The following is an 18,544-nucleotide window of genomic DNA, read 5'->3' on the forward strand; positions in this document are numbered from 1 at the left end:
ATGTCTGAACCGCGTGAGTTGGAGTTGAAGCTGGAGGTGGGCCCGAAGCAATTGGCCCGCCTGCGGACGCACATGGCCAAGACGCTGGGCGAGCCTGCAGCGCGAAAGCAGCTGAACTCCGTCTATTTCGACACGCCCGATCAAACCCTGCGGAACGAGGGCCTCAGCCTTCGGCTCCGCTCCGCCGGCGGGAAGGTCGTCCAGACCGTCAAGCGGGCGGATAACGGGCCCGGTATCGGTCTCTTCGACCGGTCGGAGTGGGAGACTGAGGTCGCAGGCGAGGAGCTCGACCCGGCGGCGGCAGCCGAGACGCCCCTGAAAAAGCTGCTCGGCCGGGACGGGGTCGGAAGGCTCCAACCCATGTTCTCGGTCGAGGTCGAGCGCACGACCTGGGAAGTGGAGAGCGACGCGGCCTCGATCGAGGTCGCGCTCGACGCGGGCACGATCGCTTCAGACGGCACCGGGCGGATGATCGCCGAACTCGAACTCGAGCTGAAGCGCGGCAGCGCTGCCGATCTGTTCGCCCTCGCCCGAGGTCTGGAATCCGCCGGCAGCCTGAAGATCGGCATCTTTCCGAAATCCGAGTACGGCTACCTTCTCGCCTCGGGTGGCAAGAGGCCGGAATTCCACAAAGCGGAAGCGGTGAAGCTCCGGCGAGGCACCCCGACGGCAGATGCCGTCGCAGCGATCATCCGCGCCTGCATCCGCCATTTCCGCCTGAACGAGGCGGGCGTCGTCGAGGCGCGGCGCATGGAGGCGCTGCACCAGGCGCGCGTCGCGATACGCCGGCTCCGCTCCGCCCTGTCGCTGTTCAAGGATCTTCTGGCCGACCCGGAGTCACAGAGGATCCGCGAATTGCTGCGCGGCTTCTCGAGCCACCTCGGAGAGGCCCGCAACCTCGACGTCTACCTTGCGCGAGCCGAAGCGCCCGAGGAGGGCCAGCCTGAACCGGACCCGGACTGGATCGCGAAACTCAGGGCGGATCGCGAGGCCGCCTATGATCGGGTCGCCAAGGCGTTTGCGTCGAAGCGCTATCGCGGCCTCATGCTGGATCTGCTTGCCTGGGCCGAGGACGGGGCTTGGCGCAAGGCGGAGGATGCGCGTCTCGCGCGGCCCGTAGAAGAACTGGCCGCCGCGATCCTCGACAAGCGCCGTCGCCGGGTCAGGCGAAGAGGTCGCGATCTCGCTGGGATCGACGCGGAGGCGCGCCATCAGGTCCGAATCGAAGCGAAGAAACTGCGCTACGCGGCCGAATTCTTCTCAGGCCTGGTCGAGGGCAAGAAGGACAAGAAGAGGCTCAAGGCCTTCCTTTCGGCGACCGAGCACCTCCAGGAAGCCCTCGGCGAGCTGAACGACTTCGAGACGGCGAAGGCGCTCCATGCCGATCATGCGGAGGAGGGAACCCTCGCGCTGGAAGCCGTGCTCGACGAGGAGAGCCGCGAACAGGAGCTGCTGGAGGCCGCGGTCGCGGCGCATTCCAGCTTCTCGGACAAAAAGCCTTTCTGGCGCGACTTCGCCTGAGCACGAGCGCGGGTCAGGCAGGACGCCGGAGAAGCGAGAGCCATACGCCGCCGCCGATGAGGACAGCGCCGGATGCGCGGCCGAGGAGCCTGGCCCGCGCGGGCTTCATGAACCACGTCCGGCCAAGGCCCGACGCCACGGCCCAGCAGGCGTCCAGCGCCGCCGCCATCAGCACCGAAACCGCGCACATCACCAGGAGCTGAACCTCCGCAGGCAGGTTGGGGTCGACGAATTGCGGCAGGAAGGCGGTGAAGAACGCGATCGTCTTTGGGTTCGACAGGGCGACCAGAAAACCACGCCAGAAGTAGACCTTGTCGGGCGGCGAGGCGAGCTGCGCGGCCTTCCCGGCACCCCGCCAGGCCTGGATTCCAAGCCAGATAAGGTAGGCGGCTCCGGCCCAGCGGATGACCTCGAACAGCAGCACCGAGCTCTTCAGGACCCAGCTCAGGCCGAACGCGATCGAACCCACGAGCAGGCCGTTGCCGATGACGGTCCCGAGTACCGTAGCGAGTGCCGCCCTCGGGCCCCGGGTCGCGCCCGTCGCGATGACCAGCGTCACGATCGGTCCCGGGGTAACGATCAGGACAAAGGTGATCAGCAGGAAGGCGAGGAAGAGTTCCGGGTTCAGCATTGGCCAGGTCCCGACCGCGAAGCTATCGATCCCAGCCATCCACACGGCGGCGGCCGACGCAACAAGCAAAGACGGCTGCGTGCCGTCCCGGCCTTACACCATCCCGAGGGCCTGCATATAAAGTTCGAGTATTGCCTCTTCTTCCTGCCGCTCGGCATGATCCTTCTTGCGGATGCGTAGGATCTGGCGCACGGCCTTGGCATCGAAGCCGCGGCCCTTCAGCTCGGCGAAAACATCCTTGATGTCTCCCGCGATACCGGCCTTCTCCTCCTCGAGGCGTTCGATCCGCTCGATGAACTGCTTCAGTTCGTCGGCTGCGACACCGGTATCCGCGACGTCTGCGGCCATGATCCACCAACTCCTACACCCGGCGGGGCGCCGGTCGACGATTCGAAAAGCAAAGATGCGGCCTGCCCGCCCGGACCCCGCGTCGTCAAGGCCACAAAGGCGCGTCACCCTGCCCGACGGATTTGTGCTAGGCTGAGAAGATGCTCGACCACCCGACTCGCGACGCCGGCTTTGCCGTTTACGTGCACTGGCCGTTCTGCCTCGCGAAGTGCCCCTATTGCGACTTCAACAGCCATGTCCGGCAGACCGGGATCGACGAGCCGCGCTTCGCGTCCGCCTTTGCGCGCGAGATCGCGCATGCGGCTTCGCTCACGCCCGGCCGCACGGTCACCAGCATTTTCCTCGGCGGCGGCACGCCGTCGCTGATGAAGCCGGAGACGGTCGGGGCCGTCCTAGACGCGATCGGAGCGGCGTGGGCGGTCGCGCCCGACGCCGAGGTGACGCTCGAGGCGAACCCGACCAGCGTCGAGGCCGAGCGCTTCCGCGGCTACAGGGCCGCCGGGGTGAACCGCCTGTCGATCGGCGTGCAGGCCCTGAACGACGCGGATCTCAGCCGGCTGGGCCGGATGCATTCGGTGGCCGAGGCGCTCGCCGCGGTCGAGATCGCGCGCAAGACCTTCGACCGCTACTCCTTCGACCTGATCTACGCCCGGCCCAACCAGTCTCCGCAGGCCTGGGCGGCCGAGCTTCGCGAGGCGATCGGCCATGCGGCCGAGCACCTGTCGCTCTACCAGCTCACGATCGAGCCGGGCACCTGGTTCGAGAAGCTCCATGCGGCGGGCCGCCTGACCGTGCCGGATCCGGAAGCAGGCCGAATCCTCTACGATCTGACCCAGGAAGTCTGCCAGGCGGCCGGCATGCCCGCCTACGAGATTTCCAACCACGCGCGCCCAGGGGCCGAATCCCGGCACAACCTCGTCTACTGGCGCTACGGCGAATATGTCGGCGTGGGCCCCGGCGCTCACGGCCGTGTCGTCGCCCCAAATGGCCGGATCGCGACTGCGACGGAGCGGCATCCCGAGACCTGGCTCGACCGGGTGGAGAAGCACGGGCACGGGCTCACCGAGTTCACGACGCTCACCTCCGAGGAAGCGGCAGATGAGTTCCTCCTCATGGGGCTCCGCCTGCGCGAGGGCATCGACCCTGAGCGCTATCGCGCCTTCGCGGGACGGCGCCTCGATTCCCGCCGCGTGTCGGACCTGGTCGGAGACGGCCTGATCGCCGGCCATCTCGGGTCGCGCATTGCCGTGACGCCCGCGGGATTCCCGGTTCTGGACGCGGTCGTGGCCGATCTCGCCGCCTGATCGCGGCAACCCAGGCTTAAGCCGCGAGGGGTTAGTTTCCGTCGACTTGGCTCGAAAGAGGCGAAGGGCGGGATGCAGTATGGGACGGGCTTGCCGCTGGAGAGAGACGCCGGTCCGGCGCGCCTCTACATGCAGGCGGCACGGATGGCCGGCATCGGCGGCTGGGAATGCGATCTGGCAACCGGGCGGCTGACATGGACCGAGGAAGTCCATCGGCTCTTCGAACATCCGGTCGAGGCATGTCCCCAACGGGCCGCGATCCTCAGCCTCTACACGGACGAATCGCGGGACGAGATGGAGTTCCTGCGCGCACGCACCATCGCAACCGGATGTAGCTTCACGCTCGATGCGCGCATTCGAACCACGCGCGGCGAGCCTCGATGGATGCGACTATCGGCGGGGATCGAGCACCGGGACGGGCGGCCCGTTCGGCTCTTCGGCGCCAAGCAGGACATCACGCGTGAAAAGGAGGCCTGGGCTCGCCTTCGTGGCCTGGCAGATTACGACCCTCTGACGGGTCTCCTCAATCGCCGTGTCTTCGATACCCGCTACCGGCAGGTAGTTGCTGACGAGATCCGCCACGGCGATGTCGCCGCACTGGCTCTGATCGACCTCGACAATTTCAAGCAGATCAACGACCGCTACGGTCATGCGGCGGGAGACGAGTGCCTCAGGCAAGTCGCGGAGCGGCTGCGAAAGAATCTTCCCGATGCGGACACGCTGGCGCGCATCGGCGGAGACGAGTTCGCGGTCCTGCTGCGCGCGCCCCTCGAGCCGGCGAGGACCCGCTCCGTACTGGAACGAGCGCGCAACGCCCTGCGCGAGCCCATCCTGTGGAACCGCCATCTCGTCGACCTCACCGTGTCGATCGGCGCCGCCCCGATCGGTCGCCCGCATCTTCGCAGGCTTTCGGGCCTGTTCGCCGAGGCAGACGAGGCCCTCTACGCCGCCAAATCGGCCGGCCGGAACGGCGTGCGCCTGTTCGGCGATCCCGCCGAACCGGGCAAGGCCGCCCTGCAGGTCACCTGGAGCGGGCCGGCCCTCCGGCCAAGCCGCACTCGCAGAGCGAGCTCAGCCCGCGGAGGCAAATGATCTTGGGGCCGGACTGATCGCGACGGCCCCCTCGCCCCGGACCTCATTGACGGCGAGCGCGCGCTCGTTCGTCCCATCAGGCCTGAAGCGGAACACGCCGTCCACGCCCGAAAACCCCGTCGGGGCCTGGAGCACGGCTTCTGAATACCGCCCTGCGCCCTGCTGCCGGGCCAGTGCCGCAGCAAGCGAGACGGCGTCATAGGCGAGGGTTGCGATGCGGGTCGGCTCCGCATTGAAGCGCGCGCGATATCGCCCGGCAAAGGCCGCAAAGCCGGCCGTGTCCGGCGACGCGAACCACCCGCCCCGTATGGCAGGCACGCTCGCAATCCGGGGATCATTCCACAGCCCGGTCCCGAGCGGCTTAACGCGCGAGGGGTTGAAGCCGGCGGATTGGAGAGCGGAGCCGATGGCCGGCAGGTCGTCGCCGGGGGCGGGGATCAGGATCGCATCGATCTGCCCGGAGAAGAGCGGCGCGAGCCGCGACACGGCGGCAGCCGGCTGGCCCGGCGCATAGCGCTCAAGCCCCGCAACCCGCACGCCCCGACGGGAAGCCGCCTCGCGGAAGGCTCCTTCGACCACCGTGCCGTAGGTCGTCTCCGGAACCAGCGCCGCTATCGAGCGGCGGCCCTGCGACGCCGCGTAATCGATGATGCGGTCGACCTCGTTCTGGGGCAGGAAGCTGAGCAGGTAGACGCCGCGCGAGGCGACGCCGGCATCCGTCGAGAACCCGATGACGGGCTTGCTCTGCCCGCGCGCCACCGTTCCGGCGGCCGCCACGGCCGGCGCGAAGAGCGGGCCGAGAACCAGTTCCGCGCCCTCTCCCAGAGCCGCGTTCGCGGCCTCGCGGGCGCCCTCCGCCGAGCCGCGATCGTCCTTCACCAGGATCGTGAGCTCCGGATTCTGCGTTTCGGACATCGCGAGTTCCGCCGCATTCCGCAGCGAGGCGGCGGCGGAAGCGCCCTGCCCCGTACCGCCCAGCGGCAGGATCAGGGCGACCTTCACGGGTCCGGTGCCGATCGTCGGGCCGGCAGATGGCGGGGTATCCGCGAGGGGGTCGATGGCAGCGCTCGGGCGGCCGCGGCCCGGGTCCATCACGCCGCCGCAGGATGCAAGTGCGGCGGCCGAGGCCCCGAGGAGCCCGGACAGGGCGATTCGTCGCGAGAGGGGGGCGGTCACGGTGTCCTCGTCAAAACCCTTCTCCCCTTCTGACCAGGGTAGACCGGAACATTATCCGGCGACATGGACAAAAAAGGATGAAAGTCCATGCCGTTCCGTTCGGTCGCGCGGCATGGCACACAAGCCCGATGGTCCAGGTCATCGACAATCGCACGCGCCGCCCCGGGCAGGAGGGGCGCCCTGCCCCTGGCCGAGGCCCGGCAACCTTCACGGCCTTTGGCCTGGCGGCCGAGGCACAGCCGATCGCGGCCGGCCTCTATGTCGTCGCAACCCCGATCGGCAATCTCGGCGATATCTCCCTGCGCGCCCTCCAGATCCTCGCGGCCGCGGACGCGGTCCTGGCCGAGGATACGCGGGTGACCCGGACGCTCCTCGCCCATTACGGCATCACGACGCCCCTCGTGAGCTATCACGAGCATTCGAACGAAGCGGTGCGCGAGCGGATGATCCACCGGATCCGCGAAGGGCAGGCGCTCGCGCTCGTCTCCGACGCCGGAACCCCGCTCGTCTCCGACCCCGGGTACCGGCTGGTGGAGGCCGCGATCGCGGAAGGCCTCCCGGTTGTACCCCTGCCCGGCGCCTCGGCCGCTCTGGCCGCGCTCGTCGTCTCGGGGCTGCCGACGGACCGGTTCTTCTTCGAGGGCTTCCTGCCCGCGAGGTCGGCCGCACGAAAGACGCGCCTCGCGGAGCTCGCCGACATTCCTGGGACCCTCGTCCTCTACGAGGCGCCGCATCGTCTGGCCGAGTCGCTGGCCGACGCTGCCGCCGTGCTGGGGCCTCGGGCCGCGACGGTCGCGCGCGAATTGACGAAGCTCTACGAGACCGTGCGGCGCGGGACGCTGGCCGAACTCGCGGCCGCCTATGCGGAGGAGCCGCAGCCGAAAGGCGAGATCGTGCTTCTGATCGCGCCAGCCACTGCCGAGACGCGCGAGGCCGAGACGCGCGCCACGATGGACGACAAGCTGCGCGAGGCGATGAAGCAGCATAGCGTGAAGGACGCAGCCGCCCTCGTGGCCGGCGAGACGGGACTGCCGAAGCGCGACGTCTATGCACGCGCGCTCGCGCTCTCGAAGGAAGCGCTGGGGTGAGGACGGCCGCCGGCCGCCGCGTCTTCACCTATCTGCGGGGCCGCGGGGCCGAGCGCGTGGCGCTCCTGTGGCTGTTGGCCCAGGGATACGTCCCCCTCGCCCGCCGCTATTCCGCCGCGGGCGGCGAAATCGACCTCATCGTCCGGCGCGGCGGCACGATCGCATTCGTCGAGGTGAAGGCCCGCGCGAGCATGGAGGCGGCGCTCGGCTCCATCGATGGCGCGAAGCGGCGCCGCTTCGGCCGCGCCGCCCGGGCCTGGCTGACGCGCAACCCCAAACTCGCCGGGCTCACGCTGCGGGCGGACGCCGTCTTCCTCGCGCCGGGGTCGTTTCCCCGGCACATGCCGGGAGCCTTCCAGCTCGATCTCGGCGGCTAGCCCTGGGGCAGGCCGAGATGCGCCCGGAAGCGGTTCTTCACATGGACCGCGTCGCGGGAAGGGAGCGAGCGCGGGGGGTTCTCGGGGGATATCCTGACCACCAAGAGACGCGGCCCCTCGGCAGGACGGCCGAGCGAGGCACTGGCCGCGGCGATCTGGTCAGCCGTCCGCAGCGTTCGAGCCTCGGCAAAGCCGCAGGCCTCGGCGATGCCGACCAGGTCGACGCTGGCCGTGTGGCTCGCCTGCATGCCGGTCTCGGCATAATGCTGGTTGTCCAGCACGGCGATCGTGAGGTTCCGGGGCCGGGCGACGCCGATCGTGGCTAGCGCCCCGAGCCCCATGAGTTGCTCGCCATCCCCCGTCACCACGAGCACCGGGCGACCGGGCTGGGCCTGCGCGAGGCCGAGACCGACCAGCGCGGCGCCGCCCATCGCGCCCCACAGATAGAAATTCCCGTCATGGTCGCCCGCGGCATGGACGTCGTAGGTGGGCGAGCCGAGGCCCGTGACGACCAGGAGGTCGCCGCGCTCGGCCAATAGTGCCGCGACGGCCTCGCGACGGTCCAGCAATCCCTGTTCAGGCATGGCGCTCACCACTTCTTTCGGCCGAGAAGCCGCTGGCCGAGAAGAACCGCGACCTGCCCGTCAGCCTCGTAGGCGAGGGCGGCGGCCGCCCCCACGGTCTCGACCAGATCCTCCGGCGTCTCCGCCCGCATCACGCGGACGCCCATCGCCTCGAGCGTCGGCTGCGTTGCCCGGCTCATCGGGACCTGCCACGGATTGAACTCCGCCCATTCGCCCCGCATCGTGACCAGCATCAGGAGCGGGAAGCGGCCGATCGCGGGCAGCGACAGCATGTTGATGCAGTTGCCCACGCCGCTCGACTGCATCAGCAGCACGGAGCGTTGCCCGCCGAGCCAGGCGCCGGCCGCAACCGCGATGCCCTCCTCCTCGGTGGTGAGCACGTTGCAGACGACGTCGGGATCGGCTTCGAGCAGCCGGATCAGGGCCGTGTGCCCGGCGTCCGGCACATAGGACATATGTCCGACACCCGCCCCCTTGAGCACCCGGTGCAACTCCCCCGGCCATGCGGCCGGAGCCGCTGACGCGCCTCCTTCGGCTACTGCCCCCACCATCTTTCCTCCCGTTCTGGGCTCTCCCTAATGCGAAGCCGGGCCCGTGGAAATGCCCACCCGCTGGCGCCGGGCGCCCGAGCCGCTATTGTCCGGCGCAACTGCCCGGAGCTTCTCCATGTCCCTCACCGTCGCGGTCCAGATGGACCCGATCCAGACCATCAAGATCGCAGGCGATTCGACCTTCGCGCTGCTTCTCGAAGCCGAGCGGCGCGGCCACCGGCTGCTCCATTACGGGCCCGAGCGCATGTCCATGCGGGATGGCCGGGTGACCGCTCGGGTCGAGGAGCTTCGTGTCCGCGACCAGGAGGGCAACCACGCGACCCTGGGCGAGCCGTTCCGGATGGACCTCGCCGAGGCCGACGTCGTGCTGATGCGCCAGGATCCGCCCTTCGACATCGCCTACATCACGGCCTCGCACCTGCTCGAGCGGATCCACCCAAAGACGCTGGTCGTGAACGATCCGGCCTCCGTCCGGAATGCGCCGGAGAAGATCTTCGTCACGCATTTCCCGCAGCTGATGCCGCCCACCCTGATCAGCCGCGACAAGGCCGAGATCGAGGAGTTCCGCCAGGAGCACGGCGCGGTGGTCATGAAGCCCCTGCACGGCCATGGCGGCGCGGCCGTGATCCGCATCATGCCGGACGATCCGAATTTCGGCTCGGTCTTCGACCTGTTCTCGGTGACGTTCCGGGAACCCTGGGTAATCCAGCGCTTCCTGCCGCGCATCACGGAAGGGGACAAGCGCATCGTGCTCGTGGAAGGCGAGCCGCTGGGCGCCGTGAACCGGGTCCCGGCCGTCAACGACCTGCGCTCGAATATGGTGCGGGGTGGCGCCGCGAACGCGACGGAGCTGACCGAACGCGAGCGCGAGATCTGCGCCACGATCGGTCCCGAGCTCCGGGCGCGCGGACTGATCTTCGTCGGGATCGACGTGATCGACGGCAATCTGACCGAGATCAACGTCACCTCGCCGACCGGCATCCGGGCCATAAGGCGGCTCGGAGGACCAGATATCGCGGCCTCGATCTGGGACGCGATCGAGGGGCGGCTCGGGCGGAGCTGACAGCTCCACCCGCCGACGTCAGCGGGCGGCTTGGCTCGCCCCGAACGCCATCTTCAGGAGGTCGTGCTGGATCGCGACCGGGCTCGCGAGACGGCGCGGACGCGGCGCCTCCTCCGCCTGGGCGATCAGCGTGTCCAGATGGACGACGCGGGCGTGCAGGCGCAGGGACAGGGCGACCAGCTCGCGGAACCGCTCGGGAAGCTCGTCGAATTCCTGCGGGCTGACGCTCGCTTCCTGGGAGGCCAGTCGCACGCGATCCTTCTCGCGCTGGGCCTGCGCGGCCGTGATCTCACCTTCCGCGACCGCCCTCTGGACCAGGAGCCAGGAGGCGATCTGCATCAGCCGGGTCGTCAGCCGCATGCTCTCGCTGGCGTAGGTCAAAGCGCCGGAGCGCCGCAGCCGGCTCGAATCGGCCCGGCCGGCTCCGTCGAGATACTCTGCCGTATCCTCGACAAGCGCCATCCCCTCGCGAAACAGGAGCTTGAACGCTTCTGACTTGACGAAGCTCGCTCCGAACCGGACGAGAGCCGGATCGGCCTCATACGCGAACTCTGGCTGGCTCAACACGTAACGCCCCTCCACGTGACGGATCGCGGCTCGATTCGAGACGGCCGGCGCGAATCCATCGGCGAAGGGCAACTCTAGCGCCGTCAACTCGAAGGCGCCTCGTTTACCCATCGTCAAGGTTAACAGGGCGGGCGAGCTAAAGAAAAGCCGCCCTTTCGGGCGGCTCGAAGTGGTTAACAGGGAGGCATCAAACAGAGTGGCAGGCCACTCGAGATCCAGAAAACTGGACGCATTCAGTTATGAAATGGAAAGCTTAAAGAGCTGTTAAGCTGCCCGATGGTCTGATCCAGAACAGTACAGGCGGGATGCTGGTCTAGGGACTTAGTCTAGGCCTTGAAGAATGCGCTTGCGGCCTCCCGGGAGGCTGCCTTCCGGCGCGCTTCCTCCTCGAGTCGCACGATCTCGGTCTTCAGCAGATCGATCCGTTCCACGAGCTCGTGCTCGGACAGGGCCGAGAGGTCGCAACCCACCTCGTGTGCAACCCGCTTCTTCGGCGTGAAGCCGAATTCGTCCTCGCGCATGGCACCTCTCCCGTTCGCCGAAGGCTCGATTGCGCCGACCCGGCCCTTGCCTATATGAAGGTGCGACTTCCGTCACAATTAGGGACGATGGCTCCGGTCGAGCCGCAGCCGGGGCACGAGCGAGGTCCGGCTGCCGAGGACCGCCCGCGCCCTGCGAGGAGAAGAAGATGTCTCAGACACCGCTCATGCCGAAGGCGACCGCCGTCTGGCTCGTCGAGAATACCTCGTTGACCTTCGACCAGATCGCCGAGTTCTGCCACCTGCACCCGCTGGAGGTGAAGGGCATTGCGGATGGCGAGGTCGCGCAAGGCATCAAGGGCGCCGACCCGATCACGAGCGGCCAGCTGACGCGCGACGAGATCGATCGGGCCGGGCGCGATCCCAATTACCGGCTCAAGATGGCTCCCCCGAAGGTGAAGCTGCCGGAGATGAAGAGCGTGAAGCGCGGCCCGCGCTATACGCCGGTCTCCCGCCGCCACGACCGTCCGAACGCCATTCTCTGGCTGATCCGCAACCATCCGGAGCTCAAGGACGCGCAGATCATCAGGCTCGTCGGGACCACCAAGACGACGATCCAGCAGATCCGGGAGCGCACGCACTGGAACTCGGCCAGCCTCCAGCCGATGGATCCGGTCACGCTGGGCCTCTGCTCGCAGATCGATCTCGATTTCGAAGTGCAGCGCGCCGCCAAGGACCGGCCCGCCGTCGAGGCGGCCGAATCCGGCCAGACGCTGCTTCCGGCCGAGGTGTCGACCGCGGCAGAGCGCCATGGAGACGAGGGCTTCCGGGACATGTCGCCGCGCCGCACCAACGAGGAGGAGAAGATCGACGTCGACTCCGTCTTCGCCAAGCTGAAGCAGCTGAAGCGCACGGAAGAAGACGAAGACGTCTGAGGAGCCCACCATGGAGCTGCGTCGCCTTGGCCGGTCACCTCTGCAGGTGCCGCCGCTCTGCTTCGGCTGCAACATCTTCGGCTGGACGGTGGACGAGGCGACCTCGTTCACGCTCCTCGACGCGCTGCTCGAGCACGGGATCAACTTCCTCGATACGGCGGACGTCTATTCGCGCTGGGCGCCCGGGCACCAGGGCGGCGAGTCCGAGGCGATCATCGGGCGCTGGATGAAGGCGCGCGGCAACCGCGACAGGATCATCCTGGCCACCAAGGTCGGGATGGACATGGGCGAAGGCCGGGTCGGCCTGAAGGCCGGCTATATCGCACAGGCCGTCGAGGCTTCGCTGAAGCGGCTGCAGACCGACTACATCGACCTCTACCAGTCGCATAAGGACGACCCGGAGACGCCGCAGGAGGAGACCCTCGGCGCCTATGCGAAGCTGATCGAGGCCGGCAAGGTGCGCGTGGTCGGCGCCTCGAATTTTTCCGCGGAGCGGCTGTCGGAGGCGCTCCGGCTCGCCGAGACAAAGGGCCTGCCGCGTTACGAGAGCCTGCAGCCCGAATACAATCTTTACGAGCGCTCCGTCTTCGAGGGGCCGCTCGAGCAGGTCTGCCGCGAGAACGAGGTCGGCGTCATCCCGTTCTTCTCCCTCGCGGCCGGGTTCCTGACGGGCAAGTACCGGTCCGAGGCCGATTACGCGAAGAGCCCGCGCGGCGAGCGCTCGATCCCGCGCTACATGAACGAGCGCGGCATGAAGATCCTGGCTGCCCTCGACGAGATCGCGGTCGCGAAGGGCACCGAGCCTGCCGCCGTGGCGCTCGCCTGGCTGATGGCGAAACCCGCTGTCACCGCCCCGATCGCCAGCGCCACCTCCCTGAAGCAGCTCGAGACCTTGGTCGCCGCGACGCGGCTGGCGCTCTCGCCGGACGACATGGCGAGGCTCGACGCCACCGGCCCCTGAGGGCGCATGTCGAACCGGACTGACAGCCCGCTCAGGGCGGAGCGCCACAACGCGGTCCTGGATATCGCAGGCGAAAAGGTCGTGATCGGCTACGATCCGGACGGAGAAAGCTGGTTCGTCCAGACCAGCAGCGTGCCGGGCCTCGCGGCGACCGCCGACACGCGAGAGGAGCTTCTCGACGAGCTCCCGTTCCTCATTCAGCAGGCGCGGCTGCCCTGACGCGAGGTCGTCACGCTGACCGCTTCCGGACCGGGGTCGCCAGTCCGAGGAAGACAAGAAGCGCCTGATTGAGGCGCTGCAGGTCGGCGGGCTTGAGCTTGCCTATGCGTTCACGGAGCTTCGACCGTGGCACTGTGGTCACCTTGTCCACCATCAGCGACGAGGCAGCCCGCAGGCCGTTACGTTCGTTCGGTTCGACGGGGACGCGCAGTAGTGGGGCCTCGGTCGGGTCTGTCGTGAAGGCGCAGACCGTCACCGAACTTGTGCCATCGAAAGCGTCGTCCTGGACGATCGCCACCGGCCGCGGCTTGCCCGCATAGTCTCCCGCCCCGGCTACGGTCCAAACCTCTCCGCGTTTCACTCGGGCTTCTAGTTGGAGATCGAGTCGATGAACGCCTGATCGTCCTCCCCACCTTCGCTTCGCGCCACCGCAGCCGATTGCCGGCGCGCCTCGGCCCTGAATGCCTGCCCTTGGGTATCGGGCACCCAAACCTGAACCGGCCTGAGCCCCTGCTTCCGAAGGCGCTCACGGTGCGCCCTCACCTTCTCACGCGATAGTCGAGGCTTCGGGGTTGCCGTCATGCGCCGCTCCAGGCCCTTACATGTAACCTAGGCGCTGCCTCTCGACTTGGCCATCGCGACCTCACGTGGCCGGCAAGCCATGCGAGGTCAGCGCCTCCGCGATCTCGTCGAAGATCACCGGATCGTCGACCGTCGCGGGCACGGTCCAGCTGTCGCCGTCGGCGAGCTTCTTCATCGTCCCGCGCAGGATCTTGCCCGAGCGGGTCTTGGGCAGGCGCCCGACCGTGATGGCGATCTTGAAGGCCGCGACGGGGCCGATCCTGTCGCGCACGAGTTGGACGAGCTCCGTCTCGACGGCTTGCGGCGCCTTGTCGATGCCGGTCTTCAGCACCACGAAGCCGGCCGGGACCTCGCCCTTCAGCCCGTCCTTCACGCCGATCACGGCGCATTCGGCGACGGCCGGGTGCGAGGCCAGCACCTCCTCCATGGCGCCCGTCGACAGCCGGTGGCCGGCGACGTTGATGACGTCATCCGTCCGGCCCATCACGTAGACGTAGCCGTCCTCGTCCAGGTAGCCGGCATCCGAGGTCGTGTAGTAGCCCGGGAAGGTCGACAGGTAGGTCTGCCGGAAGCGCTCGTCGTCGTTGTAGAGCGTCGGCAGGCAGGCGGGAGGCAGGGGCAGCTTGATGGCGAGCGTGCCCATCTGGTTCGGCGGCAGGGGCTTGCCGCCCTCGTCCAGCGTCTCGAGCAGGTAGCCCGGCATCGGCACCGTCGGCGACCCGCGCTTCACCGGCAGGCCGCCGAGGCCGAGCGGGTTGCCGGCGATCGGCCAGCCCGTCTCGGTCTGCCACCAGTGGTCGATCACGGGCACGCCGAAGGTGCGCTCCGCCCAGGCGACCGTATCCGGATCGGCTCGCTCGCCGGCCAGGAACAGCGCCCGGAAACGGGACAGGTCCCGCTCGCGCACGAGGCGGCCCTCCGGATCCTCCTTGCGGATGGCGCGGAGCGCGGTCGGCGCCGTGAACAGCGTCACGACGTCGTGCTGCTCGCAGACGCGCCAGAACGCGCCCGCATCCGGCGTCCCGACCGGCTTGCCCTCGTAGAGGATGCTGGTCGCGCCGAAAAAGAGCGGCGCATAGACGATGTAGGTGTGCCCCACGACCCAGCCGATGTCGGAGGCCGTCCAGAACACCTCGCCCGGCCTGATCCCATAGAGGTTCGGCATGGACCAGAGCGGCGCGACCAGATGCCCGCCCGTGTCCCGCACCACGCCCTTCGGCCGCCCGGTCGTGCCGGACGTATAGAGAATGTAGAGCGGGTCCGTGGACGCCACCGGCGTGCATTCGGCCGAGACCCCGCGCGCCGCTGCGGCCGCGACCGTCTCGCCCCAGTCGAGATCGCGGCCGGCGTGAAGCTCAGCCCCGAGCTGCGGCCGCTGCAGGACCAGGCAGGTATCGACCTTGTGCTCCGAGAGGCGCAGCGCCTCGTCGAGGAGCGGCTTGTAGGGCACCACCCGGTTCGTCTCGATGCCGCAGGATGCCGTGAGGACGACCTTCGGCCGGGCGTCCTCGATCCGGGCCGCGAGCTCGCGGGACGCAAAGCCGCCGAAGACGACCGAATGCACCGCGCCGAGGCGGGCGGTGGCGTACATGGCGGCGAGCGCCTCCGGGATCATCGGCATGTAGATGACGACCCGGTCGCCCTTTTCGACGCCGAGCTCGGCCAGCACGCCCGCCAGCACCTTCACGTCGGCCAGCATCTCGCCGTAGGAGATGCGCCGCGTCGCGCCCGTCACCGGGCTGTCGTAGATGATGGCCGCCTGCTCCCCCCGGCCGGAAGCGACATGCCGGTCCAGGGCGTTGTGGCAGGTATTGGTCACGCCGCCCGGGAACCAGCGGCCGTAGATGCCTGCATCCGGATCGAAGGCCCGAGCCGGCGCCTCGAACCAGTCGACCGCCCGGGCGGCTTCCAGCCAGAAGCCCTCGCGGTCCTGCGCGGCCCGCGCATAGACCTCGCGATAGCGGCTCCCCGAGAATGCGGTCATGGGCGGCCTCCCTGCCGTGCTTTGCGCAACTATGCGCGAGGGAGTGCCGCCGCGTCTTGCGCTAACGCAAGCCCCGCCGGGTCATCCATTCGGTCAATGAAAAAGGGGCGGCGCTCGTCGCGCCGCCCCCCTGGACCACCCCCAGAGAAGAAGGGGGATTACCGTGGCACGGCGGGCGTCTCGAGGCCGATCAGCTCGTAGAACTTGCTGGCCTGGAAATCGACCGAGAGCGTCGCCACGACGGCGTCGCCGCACCAGTTCGAGCGCCCGGTGCCGTTGATGATGCCGCGGGGATCGCCTGTGTTGATGAAGCACTGCGTCTTGTTCAGGTCCGTGAAGTGCCCGCGCACGTCGAGCGTGAGGGCCTTCCAGGTATAGGACGCGCCGATGTTCCCGTAATTGTAGTCGACGAGGTTGACGCCGCCCTGATGGGCTGCGGTTCGGCCCAGGAAGTAGTGACCGAACTCGCCCGAGACCGAGAAGCCCTCGAGGCCGATGAGGTCTGCCGGGATGACGTACTTGGCCGTTCCCGACACGTAGGTGCCGTCCGCATGGGTGCCGAGCCAGTTGCCCGCGTAGAAGACGTTCGCGCCGATGGAGAAGGCGTCGTTCACGGCCCAGTTCGCCTTGGCGGCGAATTCCAGGAAGTCCGTGTTGGCCAGCGGAGGCGCCCCGAAGAGCGGGGTCTCGCCCGGGTAGTTGTAGTAGATGATGCCGAAGTCGAAGGTCACCGGCCCCCATTTCGGCCGGATACCGGCCGTCAGGTCGAACTCCATCGAGGGCCGCGTCGGCAGATCGACCTTGTAGGTCGCAAAACCCGTGTAGAAGAGATTGTCGAGATACTGGGCCTCGAAATAGGTTTGGCCGCTCTCACGATTGTCGGATTGGCTGATGCCGCGGAAGATGTAGTTCGACTGAATGCGGGCGCCGAACACGAAGTCGATCAAGGGGGCCTCGGCCGGCACCGCCTCCGGCGGCAGAGTCTTCGCCGGCAGGTCGGCGGCCATCACTTGACTGCCCGCCAGGAGCCCAGCCGCAAGCCCCAGCCCGAAAAGTACTTTGCTAACCCGCCCGGACCCCATCTTCAGCTCCTTCGACGCGTCGCGGCGTCTGTGATTTGCTGACCGTGATGGGCGTTTCACAAATCGACAAAGGCAAAGAACGAGCACTTGCCGCCTTATTGAGCAAACAATGTTTTGCTCAACTTGTTCTCAGTCGGATGTTGCAGAACTGCGACACAGATCTGCCACAGCCCTGGCGGGGGCCGCGGCGGCGCGCAAGAAAAAGGGCGCCCAAGGCGCCCTTTCCGACCTGATTCGAGCTGCCTGCAGCGGCTAGTTGCGGGCAAAGCCGGCCGGAGCCGGGCCGACATAGGCCGCGGAGCGGACGAAGCTCGGCGCGCCGACGTGACGCTCGGGCTTGGCGGTCGAGGCCTGCGGCTTTGCCGGCGCGGCAGCGGGCTGCGTGCGCCCGGCCGGGACGGCCGCAGAGGTCCGGCGTGGCGGAAGCGGCGACGCTGCCGAACCCGCGCCGGCGGAACCCTCGGCAGAGGCGGCGTCGGGCTTCTTCGCCGGTTCGCCGCTGCCGAAGACACCACCGAGCATGCGCTCGTAGAACGGACGCTCCTCCGAAGAGGAGGCCTGCGCGGCGGGCTGGGCCTCGGCCCTCGCCACCACGATCGGCGAAGCCTGCGTTGCCTGACCCTCGGCCGTCGCCCGACCAGCGGGCTTGCGGGTGGTGGCTGATGCCAGAACCGTCGTCGCCCGGCCGGACGCGGTGGCGGGCTCGCCGATCGGGATCTCCTGCGGACCCTGCGCCAGGGCCTCGGGACGGCTCACGTCGCCGAGGTTCCGGGGCTTGCGCGTGTCCAGGATCGCGAAGCCGGAATCTCCGCCGAAGGCGGCGAGAGAGGTCTGCCGGAAGCTCTCGTGCTGGCCCCCATCGGAGTAGACGAGGCGCGTGGCCGGGGTGCCCTTCGCGACGAGGTCGGCGACCGCCTGCCGGTCCTGCTCTTCCTTCTGCGCCAGCGCGGGCGCCAGGGTCGGATCGGGGCTGCAGCCGTTCCCGACCGTGTTGAAGGCGTAGCGGCCGCCGCACACGGCGACCTTGGCCTCGCGCTTCGTGATCTCGAAGACGTCGTTGCCTTCCTTGAGGTTGCGCCAGAAGGCGATGTTCGGATCCTTCCGGAACTTCGCCAGGTTCTCGGCCGTCATCTTGAACGGGTAGGCCTGGAACTGGAAACCCCGCTGGCCGCCCGCGAAGGCCTCGCGCGCCAGGGCGTAGACCTCCGCGATGCCCTCGTCCGTCATGGCGTAGCAGCCGCGGGACGAGCAGCTTCCATGCACCATCAGGTAGGAGCCGGTCCCGCCATGGGCGCGGTCATAGGCGTTCGGAAAGCCGGTATCGAAGGACAGGTAGTAGGACGAGTTCGGGTTCATCTGGCCCGGGGTGATCGTATAGAAACCCTCCGGCGCCTGGCGGTCGCCCTCGCGGCGCTTCGGCCCGAGCTGCCCCGACCAGCGGCAGATCGGGTAGGTCTTCAGATGCGCGTATTCGCCGTCGACGGTGCGCTTCCAGACCTCGAGCTCGGATTCCTTCTTGAAGACGCGGACCAGGATGGGGTCGCTCTTCGACATGCCCTTCGAGGCCATCAGGGCCTGGGTCTGGGGCGGAATCGGCGCAAGCGACCGACCGGTCGAGGCGTATTGATCGTTGCAGGCGGCAAGCGCGAGCGAGAGTGCCGCTCCGATCAGGAGGCGCTTCATGACTGACCCCGCTACTCGGGTCCGGTCGGGTCCGGACCTCAAGCCCCGATACTTAGGTTCGTTAGCCTTACGCAGACCTTACTGCGGCGCAACCCATCCCGGACGGATGGTTAACGTGTCGTTAACACTCCGCCGCGTCCGGCTTTACTTGCGCGATCTTGGTCGTTGGCGGGATTTTGCGGCGATAGCTAGGCAAATCATCTCCCCATCCGCCTCGGTCGGCCTGCGTGGCGAATCTGTCACACCGGCACTGAAAAGCCTCGCGTGAATCGCGGCTATTCGATTCATGGGCACGCAACCGGCTCGTGAGATCGTTC

21 protein-coding genes are annotated in these 18,544 nt (G+C 68.1%); 9 read left to right on the forward strand and 12 right to left on the reverse strand.

Features of this window, described 5'->3' with window-relative positions; translation table 11 throughout:
* Complete coding sequence (locus tag ACO2SS_RS17875; protein ID WP_423279124.1) at positions 1–1,521, forward strand: CHAD domain-containing protein; 1,521 nt, start codon at positions 1–3, stop codon at positions 1,519–1,521.
* 13 nt (positions 1,522–1,534) lie between these two features.
* On the opposite strand, the gene ACO2SS_RS17880 is transcribed toward ACO2SS_RS17875, so the two are convergent.
* Together ACO2SS_RS17880 and ACO2SS_RS17885 are read right to left on the reverse strand one after the other, a co-directional pair.
* Positions 1,535–2,191: a LysE family translocator gene (locus tag ACO2SS_RS17880; protein WP_423279125.1), complete on the reverse strand. Its 657-nt coding sequence runs from the start codon at positions 2,189–2,191 to the stop codon at positions 1,535–1,537.
* A gap of 54 nt (positions 2,192–2,245) precedes the next feature.
* Positions 2,246–2,500, reverse strand: coding sequence for a DUF2312 domain-containing protein (locus ACO2SS_RS17885; protein WP_423279126.1), 255 nt, complete (start codon positions 2,498–2,500; stop codon positions 2,246–2,248).
* 140 nt (positions 2,501–2,640) lie between these two features.
* On the opposite strand from ACO2SS_RS17885, the gene hemW reads away from it, so the two are divergent.
* Positions 2,641–3,804: a radical SAM family heme chaperone HemW gene (gene hemW, locus ACO2SS_RS17890; protein WP_423279127.1), complete on the forward strand. Its 1,164-nt coding sequence runs from the start codon at positions 2,641–2,643 to the stop codon at positions 3,802–3,804.
* A gap of 72 nt (positions 3,805–3,876) precedes the next feature.
* On the forward strand, positions 3,877–4,896 hold the full coding sequence (locus ACO2SS_RS17895; RefSeq protein ID WP_423279128.1) for a GGDEF domain-containing protein: 1,020 nt from the start codon (positions 3,877–3,879) through the stop codon (positions 4,894–4,896).
* Here ACO2SS_RS17895 and ACO2SS_RS17900 read toward each other — a convergent pair.
* The gene (locus ACO2SS_RS17900; RefSeq protein WP_423279129.1) at positions 4,876–6,072 is read right to left on the reverse strand and encodes a penicillin-binding protein activator; all 1,197 of its coding nucleotides are present in this window, start codon (positions 6,070–6,072) and stop codon (positions 4,876–4,878) included. The genes ACO2SS_RS17895 and ACO2SS_RS17900 overlap by 21 nt on opposite strands.
* A gap of 128 nt (positions 6,073–6,200) precedes the next feature.
* Between ACO2SS_RS17900 and rsmI the strand changes: the two genes are divergently transcribed.
* A complete protein-coding gene (gene rsmI, locus ACO2SS_RS17905) occupies positions 6,201–7,160 on the forward strand; it encodes a 16S rRNA (cytidine(1402)-2'-O)-methyltransferase (RefSeq protein WP_423279259.1) in 960 nt (319 codons plus the stop codon).
* Positions 7,157–7,537, forward strand: coding sequence for a YraN family protein (locus tag ACO2SS_RS17910; protein WP_423279130.1), 381 nt, complete (start codon positions 7,157–7,159; stop codon positions 7,535–7,537). Before rsmI ends, ACO2SS_RS17910 begins: the two co-directional genes overlap by 4 nt.
* Here the strand turns inward: ACO2SS_RS17910 and ACO2SS_RS17915 are convergent.
* Complete coding sequence (locus ACO2SS_RS17915) at positions 7,534–8,121, reverse strand: thiamine pyrophosphate-dependent enzyme (RefSeq protein WP_423279260.1); 588 nt, start codon at positions 8,119–8,121, stop codon at positions 7,534–7,536. The genes ACO2SS_RS17910 and ACO2SS_RS17915 overlap by 4 nt on opposite strands.
* A gap of 5 nt (positions 8,122–8,126) precedes the next feature.
* Positions 8,127–8,672: a phosphonopyruvate decarboxylase gene (locus ACO2SS_RS17920; RefSeq protein WP_423279131.1), complete on the reverse strand. Its 546-nt coding sequence runs from the start codon at positions 8,670–8,672 to the stop codon at positions 8,127–8,129.
* Positions 8,673–8,787: 115 nt separating this feature from the next.
* On the opposite strand from ACO2SS_RS17920, the gene gshB reads away from it, so the two are divergent.
* The gene (gshB, locus tag ACO2SS_RS17925; protein ID WP_423279132.1) at positions 8,788–9,735 is read left to right on the forward strand and encodes a glutathione synthase; all 948 of its coding nucleotides are present in this window, start codon (positions 8,788–8,790) and stop codon (positions 9,733–9,735) included.
* A gap of 18 nt (positions 9,736–9,753) precedes the next feature.
* On the opposite strand, the gene ACO2SS_RS17930 is transcribed toward gshB, so the two are convergent.
* Entirely contained in the window at positions 9,754–10,299 is a 546-nt protein-coding gene (locus ACO2SS_RS17930) for a DUF1465 family protein (protein ID WP_423279261.1), read from the reverse strand.
* Between the two features lie 329 nt (positions 10,300–10,628).
* Positions 10,629–10,823, reverse strand: a complete 195-nt coding sequence (locus tag ACO2SS_RS17935) for a DUF1192 domain-containing protein (protein WP_423279133.1) — start codon at positions 10,821–10,823, stop codon at positions 10,629–10,631.
* 167 nt (positions 10,824–10,990) lie between these two features.
* Here ACO2SS_RS17935 and ACO2SS_RS17940 point away from each other — a divergent pair, with 167 nt between their 5' ends.
* From ACO2SS_RS17940 to ACO2SS_RS17950, 3 genes are read left to right on the forward strand one after another with little or no spacing between them, the layout of a single operon-like run.
* A complete protein-coding gene (locus ACO2SS_RS17940) occupies positions 10,991–11,716 on the forward strand; it encodes a DUF1013 domain-containing protein (RefSeq protein WP_423279134.1) in 726 nt (241 codons plus the stop codon).
* A 10-nt stretch (positions 11,717–11,726) separates the two neighbouring features.
* Complete coding sequence (locus tag ACO2SS_RS17945; RefSeq protein WP_423279135.1) at positions 11,727–12,677, forward strand: aldo/keto reductase; 951 nt, start codon at positions 11,727–11,729, stop codon at positions 12,675–12,677.
* Between the two features lie 6 nt (positions 12,678–12,683).
* The gene (locus ACO2SS_RS17950; RefSeq protein ID WP_423279136.1) at positions 12,684–12,896 is read left to right on the forward strand and encodes a DUF1902 domain-containing protein; all 213 of its coding nucleotides are present in this window, start codon (positions 12,684–12,686) and stop codon (positions 12,894–12,896) included.
* 10 nt (positions 12,897–12,906) lie between these two features.
* Here the strand turns inward: ACO2SS_RS17950 and ACO2SS_RS17955 are convergent, their stop codons facing one another.
* From ACO2SS_RS17955 to ACO2SS_RS17975, 5 genes are all read right to left on the reverse strand, one after another.
* A complete protein-coding gene (locus tag ACO2SS_RS17955) occupies positions 12,907–13,257 on the reverse strand; it encodes a type II toxin-antitoxin system PemK/MazF family toxin (protein WP_423279137.1) in 351 nt (116 codons plus the stop codon).
* 8 nt (positions 13,258–13,265) lie between these two features.
* Positions 13,266–13,478 carry an antitoxin MazE family protein gene (locus ACO2SS_RS17960; RefSeq protein WP_423279138.1) on the reverse strand — a complete coding sequence of 71 codons (213 nt, stop codon included), beginning with the start codon at positions 13,476–13,478 and terminating at the stop codon, positions 13,266–13,268.
* A gap of 61 nt (positions 13,479–13,539) precedes the next feature.
* Positions 13,540–15,462: a propionyl-CoA synthetase gene (locus tag ACO2SS_RS17965; RefSeq protein ID WP_423279139.1), complete on the reverse strand. Its 1,923-nt coding sequence runs from the start codon at positions 15,460–15,462 to the stop codon at positions 13,540–13,542.
* Positions 15,463–15,620: 158 nt separating this feature from the next.
* A complete protein-coding gene (locus ACO2SS_RS17970; protein ID WP_423279140.1) occupies positions 15,621–16,469 on the reverse strand; it encodes a TorF family putative porin in 849 nt (282 codons plus the stop codon).
* A 327-nt stretch (positions 16,470–16,796) separates the two neighbouring features.
* On the reverse strand, positions 16,797–18,227 hold the full coding sequence (locus ACO2SS_RS17975; protein WP_423279141.1) for a L,D-transpeptidase family protein: 1,431 nt from the start codon (positions 18,225–18,227) through the stop codon (positions 16,797–16,799).
* Between the last annotated feature and the right edge of the window lie 317 nt (positions 18,228–18,544).

The sequence above is a fragment of the Enterovirga sp. CN4-39 genome (genome assembly GCF_049446235.1).
GTDB lineage: Bacteria > Pseudomonadota > Alphaproteobacteria > Rhizobiales > Beijerinckiaceae > Enterovirga.

Excerpts from the sequence above, each read along its gene's own strand:
- ACO2SS_RS17895 (WP_423279128.1), top strand. The coding sequence starts at position 3,877 with ATGCAGTATGGGACGGGCTTGCCGCTGGAGAGAGACGCCGGTCCGGCG.
- rsmI (WP_423279259.1), top strand. The coding sequence starts at position 6,201 with ATGGTCCAGGTCATCGACAATCGCACGCGCCGCCCCGGGCAGGAGGGG.
- ACO2SS_RS17945 (WP_423279135.1), top strand. The coding sequence starts at position 11,727 with ATGGAGCTGCGTCGCCTTGGCCGGTCACCTCTGCAGGTGCCGCCGCTC.
- ACO2SS_RS17920 (WP_423279131.1), bottom strand. The coding sequence starts at position 8,672 with ATGGTGGGGGCAGTAGCCGAAGGAGGCGCGTCAGCGGCTCCGGCCGCA.
- ACO2SS_RS17960 (WP_423279138.1), bottom strand. The coding sequence starts at position 13,478 with ATGACGGCAACCCCGAAGCCTCGACTATCGCGTGAGAAGGTGAGGGCG.
- ACO2SS_RS17940 (WP_423279134.1), top strand. The coding sequence starts at position 10,991 with ATGTCTCAGACACCGCTCATGCCGAAGGCGACCGCCGTCTGGCTCGTC.
- ACO2SS_RS17885 (WP_423279126.1), bottom strand. The coding sequence starts at position 2,500 with ATGGCCGCAGACGTCGCGGATACCGGTGTCGCAGCCGACGAACTGAAG.
- ACO2SS_RS17935 (WP_423279133.1), bottom strand. The coding sequence starts at position 10,823 with ATGCGCGAGGACGAATTCGGCTTCACGCCGAAGAAGCGGGTTGCACAC.
- ACO2SS_RS17950 (WP_423279136.1), top strand. The coding sequence starts at position 12,684 with ATGTCGAACCGGACTGACAGCCCGCTCAGGGCGGAGCGCCACAACGCG.
- ACO2SS_RS17965 (WP_423279139.1), bottom strand. The coding sequence starts at position 15,462 with ATGACCGCATTCTCGGGGAGCCGCTATCGCGAGGTCTATGCGCGGGCC.
- ACO2SS_RS17915 (WP_423279260.1), bottom strand. The coding sequence starts at position 8,121 with ATGCCTGAACAGGGATTGCTGGACCGTCGCGAGGCCGTCGCGGCACTA.
- gshB (WP_423279132.1), top strand. The coding sequence starts at position 8,788 with ATGTCCCTCACCGTCGCGGTCCAGATGGACCCGATCCAGACCATCAAG.
- ACO2SS_RS17975 (WP_423279141.1), bottom strand. The coding sequence starts at position 18,227 with ATGAAGCGCCTCCTGATCGGAGCGGCACTCTCGCTCGCGCTTGCCGCC.
- ACO2SS_RS17970 (WP_423279140.1), bottom strand. The coding sequence starts at position 16,469 with ATGGCCGCCGACCTGCCGGCGAAGACTCTGCCGCCGGAGGCGGTGCCG.
- hemW (WP_423279127.1), top strand. The coding sequence starts at position 2,641 with ATGCTCGACCACCCGACTCGCGACGCCGGCTTTGCCGTTTACGTGCAC.
- ACO2SS_RS17875 (WP_423279124.1), top strand. The coding sequence starts at position 1 with ATGTCTGAACCGCGTGAGTTGGAGTTGAAGCTGGAGGTGGGCCCGAAG.
- ACO2SS_RS17880 (WP_423279125.1), bottom strand. The coding sequence starts at position 2,191 with ATGGCTGGGATCGATAGCTTCGCGGTCGGGACCTGGCCAATGCTGAAC.